The 18,565-nt window shown below is 72.3% G+C and carries 12 protein-coding genes; 3 read left to right on the plus strand and 9 right to left on the minus strand.

The window, feature by feature from the left end; all coding sequences use genetic code 11:
- Positions 1 to 75 precede the first annotated feature (75 nt).
- The 4 genes from ACWA15_RS16380 to ACWA15_RS16395 all read right to left on the minus strand — a co-directional run bounded on the left by ACWA15_RS16380 (position 76) and on the right by ACWA15_RS16395 (position 4,166).
- Entirely contained in the window at positions 76 to 495 is a 420-nt protein-coding gene (locus ACWA15_RS16380; protein ID WP_464056568.1) for a hypothetical protein, read from the minus strand.
- Between the two features lie 79 nt (positions 496 to 574).
- Positions 575 to 1,288, minus strand: coding sequence for an endonuclease/exonuclease/phosphatase family protein (locus ACWA15_RS16385; protein ID WP_464056569.1), 714 nt, complete (start codon positions 1,286 to 1,288; stop codon positions 575 to 577).
- Positions 1,289 to 1,744 carry a hypothetical protein gene (locus ACWA15_RS16390; protein ID WP_464056571.1) on the minus strand — a complete coding sequence of 152 codons (456 nt, stop codon included), beginning with the start codon at positions 1,742 to 1,744 and terminating at the stop codon, positions 1,289 to 1,291.
- Positions 1,745 to 1,793: 49 nt separating this feature from the next.
- A complete protein-coding gene (locus ACWA15_RS16395) occupies positions 1,794 to 4,166 on the minus strand; it encodes a sodium-translocating pyrophosphatase (protein ID WP_464056573.1) in 2,373 nt (790 codons plus the stop codon).
- Positions 4,167 to 4,372: 206 nt separating this feature from the next.
- Between ACWA15_RS16395 and ACWA15_RS16400 the strand changes: the two genes are divergently transcribed.
- Positions 4,373 to 5,011: an RNA polymerase sigma factor gene (locus ACWA15_RS16400; RefSeq protein WP_464056574.1), complete on the plus strand. Its 639-nt coding sequence runs from the start codon at positions 4,373 to 4,375 to the stop codon at positions 5,009 to 5,011.
- Between the two features lie 1,541 nt (positions 5,012 to 6,552).
- Here ACWA15_RS16400 and ACWA15_RS16405 read toward each other — a convergent pair.
- The 5 genes from ACWA15_RS16405 to ACWA15_RS16425 form a co-directional block, all read right to left on the minus strand.
- Positions 6,553 to 7,341 carry an anaerobic ribonucleoside-triphosphate reductase activating protein gene (locus ACWA15_RS16405; protein ID WP_464056575.1) on the minus strand — a complete coding sequence of 263 codons (789 nt, stop codon included), beginning with the start codon at positions 7,339 to 7,341 and terminating at the stop codon, positions 6,553 to 6,555.
- Positions 7,338 to 9,188 carry a ribonucleoside triphosphate reductase gene (locus tag ACWA15_RS16410; protein WP_464056576.1) on the minus strand — a complete coding sequence of 617 codons (1,851 nt, stop codon included), beginning with the start codon at positions 9,186 to 9,188 and terminating at the stop codon, positions 7,338 to 7,340. Before ACWA15_RS16410 ends, ACWA15_RS16405 begins: the two co-directional genes overlap by 4 nt.
- A gap of 229 nt (positions 9,189 to 9,417) precedes the next feature.
- The gene (gene galK / locus ACWA15_RS16415; protein WP_464056577.1) at positions 9,418 to 10,656 is read right to left on the minus strand and encodes a galactokinase; all 1,239 of its coding nucleotides are present in this window, start codon (positions 10,654 to 10,656) and stop codon (positions 9,418 to 9,420) included.
- Positions 10,653 to 11,954 carry a galactose-1-phosphate uridylyltransferase gene (gene galT / locus ACWA15_RS16420; protein WP_464056578.1) on the minus strand — a complete coding sequence of 434 codons (1,302 nt, stop codon included), beginning with the start codon at positions 11,952 to 11,954 and terminating at the stop codon, positions 10,653 to 10,655. Before galT ends, galK begins: the two co-directional genes overlap by 4 nt.
- A 96-nt stretch (positions 11,955 to 12,050) precedes the next feature.
- Positions 12,051 to 14,240: an alpha-galactosidase gene (locus ACWA15_RS16425; RefSeq protein ID WP_464056579.1), complete on the minus strand. Its 2,190-nt coding sequence runs from the start codon at positions 14,238 to 14,240 to the stop codon at positions 12,051 to 12,053.
- Positions 14,241 to 14,443: 203 nt separating this feature from the next.
- On the opposite strand from ACWA15_RS16425, the gene ACWA15_RS16430 reads away from it, so the two are divergent.
- Both ACWA15_RS16430 and ACWA15_RS16435 read left to right on the plus strand, forming a co-directional pair.
- Positions 14,444 to 15,631, plus strand: a complete 1,188-nt coding sequence (locus ACWA15_RS16430) for an ROK family transcriptional regulator (protein WP_464056580.1) — start codon at positions 14,444 to 14,446, stop codon at positions 15,629 to 15,631.
- A 157-nt stretch (positions 15,632 to 15,788) separates the two neighbouring features.
- Complete coding sequence (locus ACWA15_RS16435) at positions 15,789 to 18,398, plus strand: DEAD/DEAH box helicase (protein WP_464056581.1); 2,610 nt, start codon at positions 15,789 to 15,791, stop codon at positions 18,396 to 18,398.
- The last annotated feature ends 167 nt before the right edge of the window (positions 18,399 to 18,565 follow it).

Genomic DNA, 18,565 nt, shown 5'->3' on the forward strand with positions numbered 1-18,565 from the left:
ACGCCCACAGACAGCTGGAGGCGGCCCCCGCACGGGGGCCGCCTCCAGTCAGGTGAAGCGCTGGGACAAAAAGGCTCAGGCTTCGCAGTTCTCGGCGATGAACGTGTCGATGTTGTCGCCGGCCTCGTTGACCTCGTCCGAGGACATGACCTCCGAGATCTCGGTCATCTTCTCCATGCCCTCCTCAGAGGTCACGTCGACGTCCTTCATGGCGGTGAGGTACTCGTCCATGGCGTCGGTGAGGGTGGTCCAGTCGTCGGAGATCTCGTCGGGGGCGTCGATCGCCTTGATCTGGGCGAGCCCGTCATCGACGGCCTTGTCGAGGGCGTCGGCGTCGGCGGGGTCGACGTCGTCGAGGAACTCGCCGTCCTGGAGGGTCTTTCCGTCGGCACAGAACTCCTCGACCGAGGCGCCGCCGCTGCACCCAGCGAGCAGGGCGCCCAGAAGAAGGGCGGTACCTGCGACGGCGGACTTGCGCTTCATGTGTGTAGTCATGACAGTCATACTCCACGGTCCGGCGCGGTCGGGGCAAACGGCGCGCCAGGGTACTAGTGCCCATGCCCGTCGCACTTTTTCACCCCCTGGGTACCGAGACCACCTGCAGACCCTCGCACAGCACCGGGAAGTGGTCGCTGCCTGCCAGCGCCGCCGCGGTCCGGACCACGCTCACCTGACCTCCCACGATCTGGGAGCCGACGAGCACCCCGTCGATGCGGCGTCGGCCGGTCGGGACGGGGAAGGTCCCCTCGGTCGACCCGGCGGCCACGTCCCGCAGCCGGCGACCCAAGGACGCCCAGGACGGCCCGTCCGGGGTCTCGTTGAGGTCGCCCGCGACGATGCACCGGTGCGCGCCGAACCGCTCCACGAGCGCGGCGATCTCGACGCAGTGCTCCGCGCGCTCGCGCGCCACCAGCCCCAGGTGCACTGAGATGACCACCACGTCGCCGAGGTCGACGACGGCGCAGCCGCGCCGCGTGGGCCACGCCACCCGGTCCCGGCGACGCCACCAGCGCCACGACAGCGGCCGTCCCCGCGTGCTCACCACGGACGGTGCCAGCGCGGCCGAGACGAGCAGCGCGGTCGTGTATGCCCCGAAGGGGCTGCCGCCGGGGACCACGCAGACCATGCCCGTCTCGGCCGCGAGGCGGCGCATCCGCCGCCGGCCCCCGGTCATGTAGCGGGTGGCCTCCTGGATGGCGACGACGTCGGGGGCGGTCTCGACGATGACGTCACGGACCGCATCCGCGTCGATCTGCAGACTCTTGATGTTGTAGCTGAGCAGGCGCACTCAGGAGGCCCCGTCCGTGCGGGCGGACGTGACGCTGCAGTGCTCGTCGGTGTAGACCACGATCGCGTCGACCGCCGCACCGACGTTCCCGTCGCTGCTGTCCATCTCCTGCGCCAACGGGCCCCAGACCCGCTCGAAGGCGACCTGGTCGGTCGGGTCACCCAAGGCCTGGAGCTCGGTGTTGGCACTCTTCATGAAGTCGTTCACGGTGTCCCAGTGTGCCTGGATCTCTTCCGGCGGGCGACCTTCGTCCATCATCATGGCGAGGTTGTTCACGGCCGCGATCGCCTCGGTGGAGATCGCCGCCGACGCCGAGGACTCGAGGTCGCGGACGTCCCGACCGGCCGGGCAGACGATCGCGGGAGACCGCGTCCCGGTGCATCCGACGAGACCGGCGCACACCAGCGCCGCGCCGATCAGTGCTGCCGTCCGCGGTCCGCGATGGGAGAGGTTCATACCTCGCAGCGTGGGCGCGGTCCCGCCCCGGCGCAACCGGGGCGGGCACCTACTGCCCCTGCTGCGTGGAGTTCTCCTCGCTCCCCTGCTGCGTCCGGGACTGCGACTGGGACTGCGCCCCCACCGGCCGCACGCGCGCCTCCCCCGGCGCCTCGTCGACCGTCGCGGCGTCGATCCGGGCCACCCGGAGCCGGCTGAGGATGATCGCCGTGAAGGCGATGCCCGCAGCCACCGTCGCGACCGCGATCCGCAGCACGTGGTTGGCGTCCGCGGGCACGCTCATCGTCACCACGGCCGGGGCGATGAGCAGTGCCACCAGGTTCATCACCTTGATCAGCGGGTTGATCGCCGGTCCTGCGGTGTCCTTGAAGGGGTCCCCGACGGTGTCCCCGATGACCACGGCCTCGTGGGCGGGTGACCCCTTGCCCCCGTACTTGCCGTCCTCGATGATCTTCTTCGCGTTGTCCCAGGCCCCGCCCGAGTTCGCCAGGAACACGGCCATGAGCACCCCGGCCCCGATCGCCCCGGCGAGGAAGCCGGCGAGCGGCCCCACCCCGAGGCCGAAGCCCACCGCGATCGGCGCGAAGGCCGCGAGCAGGCCCGGTGTCGCGAGCTCGCGGAGGGAGTCCCGGGTGCAGATGTCGACGACCCGGCCGTAGTCGGGCCGCTCCTGGTAGGTCATGATCCCCGGGTGCTCGCGGAACTGGCGCCGCACCTCGAAGACGATCGCGCCGGCCGCGCGCGTCACCGCGTCGATCGCCAGGCCGGAGAAGAGGAAGACGGTCGCCGCGCCGAGGATCACCCCGACCAGGGTCACCGGGGAGATGATCTCGAAGCTGAGCATCGAGGGGATGAGCCCGGTCGTGGCGGCGCCGGCGCCGATGTCGCGCACCGCCACGCTCACGGCGTCGGCGTAGGAGCCGAACAGCGCCGTCGCGGCGAGCACAGCGGTCGCGATCGCGATGCCCTTGGTGATCGCCTTCGTCGTGTTGCCCACGGCGTCGAGGTCGGTGAGCACCTGCGCGCCCGCGGCGTCGACGTCCCCGGACATCTCCGCGATGCCCTGGGCGTTGTCGGAGACCGGCCCGAAGGTGTCCATCGCGACGATCACCCCGACCGTGGTGAGCAGCCCGCAGCCGGCGAGGGCGATGAGGAAGAGGGAGAGCCAGATGGACCCGCCGGCGAGCAGGAACGCCCCGCAGATCGCCGCGGCGATGATCCCGGAGGTGTACACCGCGGACTCGAAGCCGACCCCGATCCCGGAGAGCACCACGGTCGCGGCCCCGGTCCGCGACGTCGCCGCGACGTGCAGCGTCGGCTTGGACGTCGTGCCGGTGAAGTATCCGGTGACCCACAAGATGATGCCCGCGAGCACCACGCCGATGAGGACCGCGAGGCTCGCCAGCACCCGCGGGTCGCTCGTCACGTCGGTGAGGTCCGCGGTGCCTGGCGACTCCGCGAAGGTGGCCGGCAGGTAGACGAAGGCGGCGATCGCGGAGAGCACGGCCCCCAGCAGCGCCGAGACGTAGAAGCCGCGGTAGATCGCGCGCAGGCCGTTCTCCTCCCCGCGCACCCGGGTGATGAACACCCCGAGCAGCGCGACGAAGGCGCCCATCGCGGTGACGATGAGCGGGAAGACCAGGCCCGCCTCGCCGAGGGTCGCCTTGCCCAGGATGAGGGCCGCGACGAGCATCACGGCGTAGGACTCGAAGAGGTCCGCGGCCATGCCCGCGCAGTCGCCGACGTTGTCGCCGACGTTGTCCGCGATCGTGGCCGCGTTGCGCGCGTCGTCCTCGGGGATGCCTTGCTCGACCTTACCGACCAGGTCCGCGCCGACGTCGGCCGCCTTGGTGAAGATGCCGCCGCCCACCCGCATGAACATGGCCAGCAGCGCCGCCCCGAAACCGAAGCCCTCGAGCACCGAGGGCGCGTCCCCGCGGTAGACGAGCACCACCCCGGCCGCTCCCAGCAGTCCCAGCCCCACCACGCACATGCCGACGACGCCGCCGGTGCGGAACGCGATCCGGGCACCTTCCTCCCGTGCCCCCGGCCGCATGGCCGACGCCGCCACGCGCACGTTCGCGCGCACCGCCAGAGACATGCCCAGGTACCCGATCGAGGCGGAGAACCCCGCCCCGACGAGGAAGGCGACCGACCGACCGATCCGGATGCCGCCGTCGCCGGGGAGCAGGAACAGCAGCCCGAACACGATCACCGCGAACAGGGCGAGGGTGCGGAACTGTCTCCTGAGGTAGGCCGAGGCTCCCTCCTGGATCGCGAGGGCGATGTCCTGCATCTTCTCGGTGCCCTCCGGCGCCGCGAGGACCTGTCTGCGCAGGACGGCCGCCACGACCAGGCAGAGGGCGCCGATCACGGCGATGACGGCGACGATCGTGACACTGGATGATCCGAGCTCGAGCATTCGTCCTCCTTGACGAGCGCACGCACCGTGTGATGCAGGTCACATCCGCGGCGATGATGCCGGGAAGTCTACGCAGTGAACGCCCGAGACGCAGGTGTAGCGGGGGCGGTCGCCGGCGCGCGCGGGCCCTCCGCTGGACCACCCCAACGTTTTGACCTGCCCGTTCGTCATGATGGGTGACGGGTGACGACCACGAAAGGGCCCCCATGCCGGACTGGAACGACGATCTGCACGAGCTGGTGCGCACGCGCCACCGCGCGCTCATCGGGTACGCCTACCTGCTGTGCGGGAACACCCGGGAAGCGGAGGACCTCGTCCAGGACGCCCTGGTCAAGGTGTTCGTCCCGCGCTCGACACCCGACGCCTCGGTCTCGGAGGGCTACGTCCGCCGCGCGATCCTCACGATCTACCTCGACGTCTACCGCAGGCGTCGGCGCTGGTCGGGGATCAAGCACCTGGTGGGCATCGCCGACCGCGAGGAGAGCCACGAGCTCGAGGTCTCGGCCCATCTCGACGTCGCCGTCGCCCTCGACAAGCTCAGCCCCCGCCAGCGGGCCTGCGTGGTGCTGCGCTACTTCGAGGACCTCACCGTCCCCCAGATCGCCGCGGCGCTCGGCTGCGCCGACGGGACCGTCAAGCGTCACCTCTTCGACGCCCACGCGGCGCTGCACGGCCTGCTCGGTCCGCTCGGTGACGCTGCGGAGGCCGAGAGCAAGACGCCCGGCGCGGGCCCGCCCTCGCCGCGCCCGGTGGTCTCCGACCTGCGCGCGGTCGAGAAGTTCAGACCGCCCCTGCCCCCGCCTACTTCCACCTCCACCGCGACCGCGAAGCCGAGGAACCCATGAACCAGGACCTGCGCACGGCACTGCGGGACCTCGCCAACGCCGGAGCCGACCACGCCACCCCCGCCACGCTCCTCGCGGGGCGTGCGACGAACCGCGTCGCCGCCCTGCACCGGCGCCGCCGAGTCACGGTCTCCGCTCTCACGATCGCCGGTGTCGCCGCCGCAGGTGCCGCGACAGCCGCCGCGATCGGCTACTTCGGCCACGAAGAGGTCTCGACCTTCCCCGACCGTCCGTTCCCGAGCATCCAATCCCCCGCTCCCCTGACAGGACTGCAGTGCGGCGGGCAGGTCGGTGACCTCACCAACTCCTCCGGGGCGCTCATGCTGGGCAACGAGATGACCGACGCCGAGGGGGATGCCCGATTCACCATCAACACCGATGCGGCCTCGATCATCCCGATGTACCTGCGGAACGTGAGCGCCGAGCCGGTCACGTTCACGACCGGAGAGAACCCGGGGATCTACCTGGTCAAGGACGGCGTGGTGGTCGCGGTTCCCGTCGTCGGACAGGTGCCGGTAGGCGGTTCGGCCGGGTCGACGCTCGCCGCCAACGAGATCCAGACCCTGCTCGAGGACCGGGTGGTCGCCTGCCCGGACGCCGATGGAACGACTCCCGCCTCGGTACCAGCTGGCGACTATGACGCCTACGGGGCGATCACGGTCGCCGCTGACGACGCGAACGCCACGACCGACGTGGTCGGCGGGCCGTGGAAGGTCCGGACGTCGAACGCGGACGGGACGGTGACCGGCGAGCCCACGCTCCCGTTGATCCTCCCCTCGGCCGACCCCGATGCGGTGTTCCCGCAGTGCGGGGCGGTCCTGGACGCTCCCTCGGGACCGCTCCAGATCACGCTCCGCGGGACCGATGCGGACCTGCCCCTGGGTGAGACTGTGGGGATCAGTGCCACGAACGTCAGCGGCCAGGAGCTCATCGGGACCGCTACCCGACCCCACCTCGTCGCGGTCAAGGACGGCGTCGTCGTCGGCTCCGTCGACTCTGTCTCCGAAGACGTCGTGCCCTTCGACATGGGTGGGCCGGCGCTCACCGACCTGGCGACGACCGGGGTCCTGCGGCACACCCTGTGCACCGACGCCACCGCTCCCCTCCCGCCCGGGCGCTACTCGATCTGGGCCTCTCAGGAGTTCACCATCACGCAGCGGGTGCCGTACGCCGACTACGACTCCGGCGACCTGCCCACCAGGCCAGAGAAGTACACGGCCATCGACCAGGTTGCAACGCTGTGGATGGACGCGGGCGGGCAGTCCGTGGGGCACCCTGGGCTCGCTGCCGGGTGGCCCACGGACCTCGACGAGGCGACCGCCTTCCGTGGGGACAACGTGGATCCCGAGACGGTCGTGTGGCTGGCGGTGAGCGCCCGCGCGTGGCCCCTCGAGAACTCTCCTGAGCTCATCCCCGCCCAGGACCGTCTCGCCGACCTCGGCTACCTCGGCGGGAACATCCCGTTCAGCTGCCAGCCCGACCCTGAAGGGCTCGGTGGCGTCACGGGCGTCACCCCCGAGATGCTGGACCTGATGGACGGCTCAGGGATAGGGGTGATGTTCCGCACCCGCGCTGAAGCCGACACCTTCACCGCCCTCTGGGAACCGCTGCATGGTCCGGTCGCCGGTGTCGTGACGGCCCACGTCGGCTGCCACTTCGACTGATCGGTGGGCCGGGTGCGCCCGGCGGTGGCGGGTGAGGTGCTCGACGAAGACCTCGCTCGCGCCGTCGGTGCGCACCTCCTGGACGACGAAGTCGGTGACGCCCAGGGACGTGACGGTCTCGCGGATCTGGGCCACGTCGTCGGCGTCGAGGACCATCGGGTCGAGGGTGGTGCGCACCTGGACGGCGACGCCGGCGTCGAGCACCCGTTGCAGGGAGCCGAAGGCCGAGTCGGCGCTGTGGGCGACGCCGGTGATCGCGGCGTACTTGCCGACTGGCGCCTTGATGTCCAGGCCGACCCAGTCCACGAGCGGCAGCACCTCGGCGAGGCGGCGCGGGTAGACCCCGCCGGTGTGCAGCCCGACGCCGAATCCCATCCCCCGGACCTCACGCATCGCGTCGGCCAGGCCGCCCTGGCGGGTGGGTTCCCCGCCGGAGAACACCACGGCGTCGAGCAGGCCCCGGCGGGAGGAGAGCAGCTCCCGGACTGAGTCCCACGTGACCTGCCCGGGGGCACGGGGATCGAGGATCGAGGCGTTGTGGCAGTAGGTGCACCGCCACGGGCAGCCCTGCAGGAACACCACGGCCGAGAGGTGGCCCGGCCAGTCGCACGCAGAGAAGGGCTCGACGCCGGCGATCGCGAGGTCGTCAGCGCCGGGCACGGTCATGCCAGGACGCGGGAGGTGCGTGCCCGCGCCTCCTGGAACATCAGCCGCTCGGCGTGCTCGCCCTTCTTGCCGATGTTGAAGGAGCTCACGGGGCGGTGGTAGCCCATGACCCGGGTCCAGACCTCGCAGACCGTCGGCTCGGCGCCCGGGCGCTCGAGGGCGCAGCGCGGGCAGGTGGGCTGCTCACCCTGGAGGTATCCGTGGCTGGGGCAGATCGAGAAGGTCGGGGTGATCGTGATGTAGGGCAGGCGGAAGGAGCTCAGCGACCGCTTGACGAGCTCCTTGCAGGCCTGCGCGGTCGAGATCCGCTCCGACATGTACAGGTGCAGCACCGTCCCGCCGGTGTACTTGCTCTGCAGCTCCTCCTGGCGCATGAGCGCCTCGTAGGGGTCGGCGGTGAAGCCGACCGGAAGCTGGGAGGAGTTCGTGTAGTACGGGTTGTCCTCCGTGCCGGCCTGCAGGATCCCGGGGAAGCGGGCGCGGTCCTCCTTGGCGAAGCGGTACGTGGTGCCCTCCGCGGGGGTGGCCTCGAGGTTGTAGAGGTGGCCGGTGGCCTCCTGGAACTCGACCATGCGGGTGCGGACGTGGTCGAGCAGGCGCACGGCCATGGCGTGCCCCGCCTCGGTCGTGACGTCGTCGTCGGCGTGGTTGCAGTCGCGGTTGCACGGGTCGGCGGTGAAGTTGCGGATCATCTCGTTGATGCCGTTGACGCCGATGGTCGAGAAGTGGTTGTCCAGGGTGCCCAGGTAGCGACGGGTGTAGGGGAACAGTCCCGCGTCGATGTAGTGCTGGACCACCTCGCGCTTGATCTCCAGGGAGTCCTTGGCGAGGTCCAGCAGGGTGTCCAGGGCGGTGAGCAGCGCGGGCTCGTCGCCCTTGTGCAGGTAGCCCAGGCGGGCGCAGTTGATCGTCACGACGCCGATCGAACCGGTCTGCTCGGCCGAGCCGAAGAGTCCGTTGCCGCGCTTGAGCAGCTCGCGCAGGTCGAGCTGGAGGCGGCAGCACATGGACCGGACCATGCCGGGCTCGAGCTCGGAGCTGAGGAAGTTCTGGAAGTAGGGCAGCCCGTACTTCGCGGTCATCTCGAAGAGGCGGGTCGCGTTCGGGGACTCCCAGGGGAAGTCCTCGGTGATGTTGTACGTGGGGATGGGGAAGGTGAACACCCGCCCGGAGGCGTCGCCCTCGGTCATCACCTCGATGAAGGCCTGGTTGATCATGTCCATCTCGATCTGGAGGTCACCGTAGGTGAAGTCCATGACCTGGTCACCGATGAACGGGACCTCGTCGGCGAGGTCGGCCGGGCAGGTCCAGTCGAAGGTGAGGTTGGTGAACGGGGTCTGGGTGCCCCAGCGGGACGGCACGTTGAGGTTGTAGACGAGCTCCTGGACGGCCTGCTTGACGTCCTCGTAGGGCACGTCGTCCTTGCGGACGAAGGCGGCCATGTACGTGTCGAAGGAGCTGAACGCCTGCGCGCCGGCCCACTCGTTCTGCATGGTGCCGAGGAAGTTGACGATCTGCCCCATCGCCGAGGACAGGTGCTTGGGCGGGTTGGACTCGACCCGGCCCGGGACGCCGTTGAAGCCCTGGGTGAGCAGCATCCGCAGCGACCACCCGGCGCAGTACCCGCCGAACACGTCGAGGTCGTGGATGTGCAGGTCACCGGAGCGGTGCGCGGCGCCGACCGCCTCGGGGTAGACCTCGGAGAGCCAGTAGTTGGCGGTGACCTTGCCCGCGGTGTTGAGGATCAGCCCACCCAAGGAGTACCCCTGGTTCGCGTTGGCGTTGACCCGCCAGTCGGTGCGGTCCAGGTATTCCTGCATCGTGCTGCTGACGTCAATGGTCACCATGGGGACTTGATCCGATACGTCTAGTTGGCCGGCTGGTAGGTGGCCAGCTGGGTGGATTCACCAGACGTCAATCCTTCCCGCCAGGTCGGGGTTCTTCCGGGGACCTTCGTCCCCGCCGGCGGGGAGCGCTCAGCGGTACGGGGCGTGCTGTTGACGACGGAGCGTGCTGTTGACGGCACGCCCTGTCGTCAAGAGCACGCCCCGTAGGGCCAGCCGGCAGCGGCGACCGTCAGGCGGCCGGGGCGGAGGCGACCGCGACGAGGAAGGCCGGCGGGGTGAGGCCTTCCGCGCTGAACGCGGCGGCGACCTCCCCGGCGACCTGCTCGACGTCCTCGGCGCGCACCAGGGCGATCGCGGACCCGCCGAAGCCGCCCCCGATCATCCGGCCGCCGAGCGCGCCCGAGGCGATCGCCGCGCCCACGGCGACGTCGAGCTCGTGGCAGCTCACCTCGTAGTCGTCGCGCAACGAGGCGTGGGCGGCCGTGAGCACCGGACCCACCTCGGCCGTCCGGCCGGCGTCGAGCAGCCGCTCGACCTCCTCGACGCGGGCGATCTCGGTGACGACGTGGCGCACCCGGCGGGCGGTCACCTGCGGGTCCTGCCCTGCGGCCACGAGCGCCGCGACGGCGTCGGGTCCGCTGAGCGTGCTCAGCGCGGCGGCGAGGTCAGTCACCTCGCGCAGCGTCCCCACGCCCAGCACGGCCGCGGCGGCCTCGCAGGTCGTGCGCCGCGCGGCGTACTGGCCGTCGACGAGCTGGTGCTCGGCCCGGGTGTCGATGACGAGCAGCGCGAGCCCGTCGGCCGCCAGGTCGAAGGGGATCTGACGCACCTCGAGGCTGGCGCAGTCGAGCAGCAGGGCGTGGCCCGCCTGGGTGCGCAGCGCGGCGGCCTGGTCCATGCCACCGGTGGGTGCGCCGGCGATCTGGTTCTCGGCTCGGATGCACGCCGCGACCAGGCGCTGTCGCCCGGCGTCGTCGCTGCCGAGCCCGAGGGAGTACAGGGCGTCCAGGCCCATCGCGACCGAGCCTTCGAGCGCGGCCGAGGAGGACAGGCCCGCGCCGTAGGGCACGCAGGACGTGATGGCCACGTCGAAGCCGCCGAGGGTCAGTCCTTCCTGGGCGAGGGCCCAGGCGACGCCGACGACGTAGCCGATCCAGCCCTCGACCGCGCCGGGGGCGACGTCGGCCAGGGCGATCTCCCGGACCAGGCCGGACTCCTGCGCGGAGACCAGGCGGACCTGACCGTCGGCGCGCGCCCGCATGGCCGCGTAGGTGCGGTGCGGCAGCGCGAAGGGCAGCACCAGCCCACCGTTGTAGTCGGTGTGCTCACCGATGAGGTTGCCGCGCCCGGGCGCGGACCACACCCCGGCCGGGGCCTCGCCGAAGGTCACCTCGAAGAGCGCCGCGGCGCGCGCGGACCCCTCCTCGACCGACCAGGCGTCGAGCCACTCCACGTCGAGCGCGTTCATGCGTGGCCACCGGTTGCCTGGCCGGCGTCGGACTCGGCGCCAGCGCCGGCCACATCGGCCCAGTCCGCCGACGCGACCTCGACCAGGCGGTCGGCGATGCGCTCCGGCGTCGTGTCCGAGATCCACGCACCGCCGCCGGACTCGGAGCCGGCGAGGTACTTGAGCTTGCCCGGCGCGCGCAGGATCGAGAAGAGCTGCAGGTGCAGGCGCAGGTCGTCGCGGCCCTCCCGGACCGGGGCCTGGTGCCAGGCGGCGATGTACGGCGCCTGGGTCGGAGTGCCGTCCTCGGCGGCCGGGAAGAACCGGTCCATCCGGCCCAGCAGCTCGAGGTAGACGGCGGCGAGGTCGGTGCGCTCGGCGTCGGTCAGCGCCGGCAGGTCGGCCGCGTCGCGGCGCGGGGCGAGGTGCACCTCGACGGGCCAGCGGGCGGCCGCGGGCACGTAGGCCACCCAGTGCGCGGACTCGGCGATGATCCGCCGACCCGAGCGCAGCTCGGCGTCGAGCACGTCGCGGAGCAGGTTGCGCCCGGTCGCGGCGCGGTGCGCACGGGCCTGGCGCAGCATGACGTCGGTCTTGGGCATGAGGTAGGGGTAGGCGTATATCTGCCCGTGCGGGTGGCTGAGCGTCACCCCGATCTCCTTGCCGCGGTTCTCGAAGCAGAACACCTGCTCGACGCCGTCGACCTCGCCGAGCGCGGTCGTGCGGTCCGCCCATGCCTCGATGATGGTGCGCATCCGGGTGGGGCTGACCTGGGCGAGGGACTTGTCGGAGTCCGGGGAGAAGCAGATGACCTCGCAGCGCCCGACGGCGGGGCGCACCTTCCACAGCGCCTCACCTTCGAGGTCGCTCACCTCGTCGACCGTCCCGGGGACGCGCATGAGGGAGGGGAACCGGTTCTCGAAGACGACGACGTCGTAGTCCTCGGCGGGGATCTCGCCGTCGGAGTAGGCCGCGCCGGGCTTGGCCGGGGCGAGCGGGTTGGAGTCCGCTGCGGGCAGGTGCGTGCGGTTCATGCGGTGCGCGGCGTGCGGGATCCACTCGCCGGTGAGCACGTCCAGGCGCATCGTCGGGCCGGTGACGGGTGCGACGACGGTCTCGCCGTCGGGCCCGGTCGAGGTGATCGGGTCGAAGCGGGGGGGCAGCGGGCGCGGGTCGTCCAGGCGGCGGGTGGCCGCCCCGGAGACGTAGGGCTCGGAGTCGTCGAAGTAGTAGAGGTCGCGGCCGTCGGCCAGCCTCGCGTGGGTGCGCCGGACTGCGGGGGTGCTCGGCGTCTCGACGCTCGGGCTCTCGGTGCTCATGGTGCCGCTCTCATTCGTCGTCGGGTGGTCAGTCTCAGTGGTCACGGCCGGGGTCACCGTCGTCACGTCCGTCATCTCAGTCTCACGCGTCCGGGGTCACGCGTCCTGGACAGCCGTCAGGTGCAGGAGCACCAGGTGCTCGGGGTTCTGCATCGGGGTCTGCACCCCCACCCGGTCCAGGGTGCGGCCGGAGAGCTGGACGCCCTCGTCCCACCATTCCACGCGGTCCGCGCCGGTCCGCGTGGACTGCGCGAGCGCCGGGTCGATGACCTGGACGTGGTAGCGGCGCGTGGGGTCGAGGCCGGGCAGCCGCACCCGGCCGGGGGCCTGGTTGGGCCCGGAGGACAGCTGTACGACGGCGAAGATCGCCTCGGAGAGGTCCGTCGCCACGACCCCGTGCACCCAGTTCGTGGGCTCGGGGTGGTCGGCCCGCACGACCGTGCCGGTGTGGAGCAGGGGGCGGTGCGTCTTGTGCAGGGCGATCCACCCGGCCAGCTCGGCCTTGTCGGTCTCGCTCGCGCTCGTGAGGTCCCACTCGATGCCCAGGTGGCTGAAGAACGCCGTCCCGGCGCGGAAGCTCAGGTCGTGGCGGCGCCCGGTGGTGTGGCAGTGCGGGGAGCCGATGTGGGAGCCCATCATCTCCGGCGGCACGAGCAGCCCGGTGCCGGCCTCGATGCTCTGCCGCTCGAGGGCGTCGATGCAGTCCGAGGCCCAGATCCGGTCGGTGCGGTCGAGGATGCCCAGGTCCGCCCGGCCACCGCCGCCCGAGCAGCTCTCGATCTCCAGGCGCGGGTGGCGGGCGCGGAGGGCGTCGATCAGCCGGTACAGCGCTGCGGCCTGGTTGTGGACACCGGCCTGACCGGTCGGGGAGTGCCCGGCGTCGATGAGGTCGCGGTTGTGGTCCCACTTGATGTAGTCGATCGGGTACTCGGTGAGGATCGCGTCGATCCGCTCGAGCACGTAGTCGAAGGCGCCGGCGTGGCCCAGGTCGAGGACCTGCTGGGTGCGGGCCTCGACCGGCATCCGGTTCCCGGTCGCGAGGATCCACTCGGGGTGGGCGCGGGCCAGGTCGGAGTCGGGGTTGATCATCTCGGGCTCGAACCACAGGCCGAACTGCATGCCCAGGCCGCGCACGTGGTCGATGAGCGGGCTCAGGCCGTCGGGCCAGACGTCCTCGTCGACGAACCAGTCGCCGAGGCCGGCGCGGTCGTCGCGGCGGTGGCGGAACCAGCCGTCGTCGAGCACGTAGCGCTCGACGCCGATCGCGGCGGCCTCGTCGGCGAGCGCGACGAGCTTGTCGAGGCGGTGGTCGAAGTAGACCGCCTCCCACACGTTGATCAGCACCGGGCGCTCGGGGCGCCCGTTGGCCACGCTCGGGTGCTGGGGGCGCGCGCGCAGGTAGGTGTGGAAGCGGGCGGACATGTCGTCCAGGCCCTCCCCGTAGGAGCCGAACACCCACGGGGAGGTGTACGTCTGCCCGGCGCCGAGGATGATCTCCCCGGCCAGCAGCAGCTCCCCAGCGGCCAGGTGGCGGGCGCCGCCCTGGATCTTCTCGGCGAGGATCCGAGAGTTGCCCGACCACGCCACGTGCACGCCCCAGACCTCCCCGGAGCGGTAGCCGAAGCCGGCCCGGCCCGCCGCGACGATGAGCGTCGCGTCGTGGCCGCGGCCCTTGCGGACCTCGCGCAGGTGCGTACCGAAGGTGAAGGGCTTGCGCTGGGCGGCGCGCTCGCGGATCCAGCGGCCGGTGAAGTCGAGGATCTCGTCGGCCTCGGTGGGGACCGGCAGCGAGAGGTCGAGGGAGGACAGCATGAACTCGGGGACGTCGTCGCCCGCGGTGCTCGTCACGGCGACCCGGGTCCTCACCAGGCCGCTCGCGGTGAGCTCGAGGTCCAGGACCAGGGAGAGCGCGGCGTCGGCGTCGGTCGCGGTGACGCTGACCCGCTGGGAGCCGGGGTGCTCGCCGGCGCCGAGAGTGACGGCGCCGGGCTCGGTGCGGAACGCTGTCGAGAAGCTCGCGCCGTGGCGGTGGCCGGTCACTCCGGGGGTGCCCAGCCAGCCGACCGACTGCTCCGGGACGACCGAGAGCGGGACGGGCAGGTCGACGCTCGCGCCCGCGATCTGGGGGATGCTCGTGCGCCGCAGGGCCTCGAGCTCGGCGGCGGAGACCTCGCCGAGGTCTGCACCCCAGTGCAGGACGCGGGGAAGCAGCGGCCCCGCGCAGTCCAGGACGAGGCTCACCCCCGCCGCGCGCAGGTGGAGCAGGTCGGGTGCTGGGGTGATCACGGGCGTGACTCCTTCGTCTTGGGCTCGCTCCGGGCTGTCACCCCCGGCACTGTCAACGCTTTAGTTCTACGCTGAAACTTAGTGGGGTGTCAATGATCGGAGTCGATTTTCAGGGCAGATCCGAACGATTCCTGGAGGACACGCGATCGGGCGCCGTGCGGGTGGGCACCTTAGTTGACAGATGGAATAAACTCGCTCACACCATGAACCTTCTGGCTCCCGTCCCCGTCGCCTGGACGCCCCTGTCCGGGCCGACCCGGCAGATCGCCCTCGCGGTGCTGCTCGACGGCCCGCTCTCGCGCAGCGACCTCGCGCAGCGGATCGGCCTGTCTCCCGGGAGCCTCACCCGTCTCACCAAGCCGCTGCTCGACTCCGGCCTGCTCGCCGAGGCCGCCCCCGAGAACGCACCCGCACCCGGGCGGAGCGCCCGGCTGGGGCGCCCCGCCCAGCCGCTCGTCGTCGTCGCCTCCTCCCACCACGTCATCGGCATCAAGCTCACCGGCGACCACGCCTACGCCGCGCTCACCGACCTGCGCGCGGACGTCATCGCCGCCGACGACGCCCCGCTCCCCTCCCACGCCCTCGACGACGCGCTCGACATCGTCGCGCTGCTCACCGACCGGCTCGTCGCCCGGCTGGCCGAGCACCTCCCCGGGGCGCGGGTCACCGGGCTCGGGATCAGCCTCGGCGGGCACGTCGAGGGCCGCTCCCGGGTGACCCTGGCCGACCACCTCGGGTGGCAGGACGTCCCTCTCGCCGCCCTGCTCACCGAGCGCACCGGGCTGCGGACCGTCGTCGAGAACGACATCGTCGCGGTCACCGAGGCCACCCACTGGTTCGGCGAGGGGCACGGCTGCGACCGGTTTGCGCTCTTCACGATCGGGGCGGGGATCGGCTACGGGCTCGTCGTCCACGGGCGGGCCGTGTCCAGCCCCGAGGCTGGCCTGAGCCTGCTCTCCCACCTGCCCCTCGACCCTGCGGGACCGGTCGGCAGCTGCGGTCACACCGGCTGCGCGACGGCGATGCTCACCATCGACGCCCTCGTCACCCAGGCCTCGCACCGGCTCGGCCGTCCGGTCACCTACGACCAGCTGCTCGACCTCGCCGCGGCCGGCGACCCGGACGCCGGCGCCGTCGTGCAGCGCGCCGGCCGGGCGCTCGGGCGGACGCTCGCCGCGATCGCGAACTTCACCATGCCCGAGCGGATCGTGCTCGGCGGGGAGGGCGTGCGCCTGGCCGAGGTCGCCGCGAGCGCCGTCGCCGAGGGCCTGCACGCCGACCGCAACCCGCGCACCCACGACCCCGAGCTTGCCCTGCAGAGCCCCGAGCTCGCCCGCTGGGCCCGCGGCGCGGCCGTCGCCGCGATCCAGTCCCTCATCCTGGGCCGCTGACGCCGCCCTGCACACGCGACCTCCCCCTCCCCGTCCGCTGAGTGCGGTCGAACGGCTGCCTCCCGGGTGATTTGTCCAGCCGTTCGGCCGCACTCAGCGGGCTGGCGGGGGGCGCCGGAGGCGCTCGGGGCAGGTGACGGGTGGGAGAATCGTCCCCGTGTCCCGCGTAGATGAGCTCCTCGACGTCCTGCTCGCGGGCGGGCGTCGCTCGGACCGGCTCACGCACGTCGAGCACCTGCCCGCGCGCTCCGGCACCCAGGGCGACTGGCCCACCTGGGCCGACCCCGCCCTCGTGGCCGGGTACCGGTCGATGGGCGTCGAGCGGCCGTGGTTGCACCAGATCGAGGCCGCCGAGGCCGCGTGGCGTGGCCAGCACACCGTGCTGGCCACCTCGACCGGCTCGGGCAAGTCCCTCGCCTTCTGGCTCCCCGCCCTCACCGGCGTGCGCACCGACCGCGCCGGGCAGGTCTTCAACCCGGGCCGCATCGAGTCCGCCCGCGACCGCGGGTCGGTCCTCTATCTCAGCCCCACCAAGGCCCTCGCCGCCGACCAGCTCAACGCCGTCAGCGGCCTGCTGCGCGCGAGCGGCGCCCGCGACGTGCAGGTCGACACCTGCGACGGCGACACCCCCTTCGCCGCCCGCCGGTGGATCCAGGACCACGCCGACGTCGTGCTCACCAACCCCGACTACCTGCACTTCTCCCTGCTCGCCAACCACGCCCGCTGGGCCCGGTTCCTCCGCTCGCTGCGCTACGTCGTGGTCGACGAAGGGCACGCCTTCCGCGGGGTGTTCGGGGCGCACGTCTCCCTCGTGCTGCGCCGGCTGCAGCGCCTGGCCGTGCACTACGCACCGACCGGGCCCGCGGGTGGACGCCCTGGTGGCGGGTTCGGGCCGACCTTCGTCGTCGCCTCGGCGACCACCGCCGACCCGGCCGCGAGCGCGGCCCGGCTGATCGGCGTCGACCCGTCCGAGGTGGTCGCGGTGACCCAGGACGCCTCCCCGGCCGGGCGCAAGACCTTCGCGCTGTGGGAGCCGCCCGAGCTGCCGCCGATGCCTGGGACGGCTGGCTTCTCGCGGCTGGCCGGCGACGCCGCGGTCGCGGCGCTCACCGACGACGCGTGGTCGGTCGGTGCGGGTGGTCCCGGCGGGACGGGCGGGGCCGGGGCTGCGGCGGGCTCTGCGGCCGGCCTGGACGATCTGGGCCTGGTGGACGACGCCGACCCGGTCGACACCGGCGGCGACGGCCCCCGCCCGCGCCGGTCCGCCACGGCGGAGGCGGCCGACCTGCTCGCCGACCTCACCGTGCACGGCGCCCGGACGCTGGCCTTCACCCGCTCACGCCGCGGTGCGGAGTCCGTGGCGTCCACGACCGCGGACCACCTGCGCGCCGTCGACCCGGCGCTGGGGCGCGCGGTGGCCGCCTACCGCGGCGGGTACCTGCCCGAGGAGCGCCGGGCCCTGGAGGGAGCCGTCCGCTCAGGGGCGATCCGCGCGCTCGCCACGACCAACGCGCTCGAGCTCGGCGTCGACATCTCCGGGCTGGACGCGGTGCTCATCATCGGTTGGCCGGGGACCCGTGTCTCGCTCTGGCAGCAGGCCGGGCGGGCCGGGCGCGCCGGGTCGGACGGGCTGGTGACGTTCATCGCCCGGGAGGACCCCCTCGACACCTACCTCGTGCACAACCCGGCCGCGATCTTCGACACCCCGATCGAGGCGACCGTCTTCGACCCCACCAACCCCTACGTGCTGGCCGGTCACCTGTGCGCGGCAGCGGCCGAGCTGCCGCTCAAGGTCGAGGACCTGCCGCTGTTCGGCGGGGACGGCGCCCGGGTGCTGCTCGACCAGCTCACCGAGCGCGGCACGCTGCGGCGTCGGAGCTCGGGCTGGTACTGGACCCATCACCAGCCGGCGGCCGGCTTCACCAACATCCGCGGAGAGGGCGGCACCCCGGTCTCGGTCGTGGAGTCCGCGACCGGTCGGCTGCTCGGCACGGTCGACGGGTCCTCCGCGGACGGCTCCGTGCACGCCGGGGCGGTGTACGTCCACCAGGGCGAGAGCTTCGTCGTGGAGAGCTACGACCTCGTCGGCTCGGTCGCGCTCGTGTCCCGCAAGGACGTGGGCTACGGCACCTGGTCCCGGGACGTGACCTCGATCGCGGTCGTGGAGGAGAAGCAGCGCGCGGACTGGGGGGTCGCCGCCGGAGATGAGACCCGCTCACCGGTCGAGTGGGGGCTCGGGACGGTCGAGGTGTCGACCCAGGTGGTGAGCTTCCAGCGGCGCAGGCTGCCCGCCCAGGATGTCCTGGGCACCGAGGCGCTGGACCTGCCGGTGCGGACGCTGCGCACGTCGGCGGTGTGGTGGACGGTCTCGGCTGAGGTGCTCGAGGCTGCGGGGGTGGAGGCCGACGCCGTCCCCGGCGCACTGCACGCCGCCGAGCACGCCTCGATCGGCCTGCTCCCGCTGCTGGCCACGTGCGACCGGTGGGACCTGGGCGGGGTCTCGACCGACGTGCACATCGACACCGAGCGCGCCACGGTCTTCGTCTACGACGCCTTCGCGGGCGGCGCGGGCTTCGCCGAGCGCGGGTTCCACCTGGCGCGGGCGTGGCTGCTCGCGACCCGGGAGGCGATCGCCCGCTGCGCCTGCACCGATGGCTGCCCCGGCTGCGTCCAGTCCCCCAAGTGCGGCAACGGCAACCACCCTCTCGACAAGGCCGCCGCGGTGCGCGTCCTCGACGCCCTGCTCACCCACGCTCCGTCCCCCTGAGACGCGGCCCCGCGGCCCCGCGGCCCCGCGGCCCCGCGGACCCGCGGCCCCGGCCAGCCCAGCCCGCCCAGCCCCGCGGGTGTACGTTTCCCGCCCCCTTCTCGGCGAAAACGGGGCGGGAAACGCGCACCCGCGGAACCGAGTCGAGTCAGGTCGAGTCGGGTGGG

Source organism: Sanguibacter sp. TS_SC_8 (assembly GCF_055361235.1).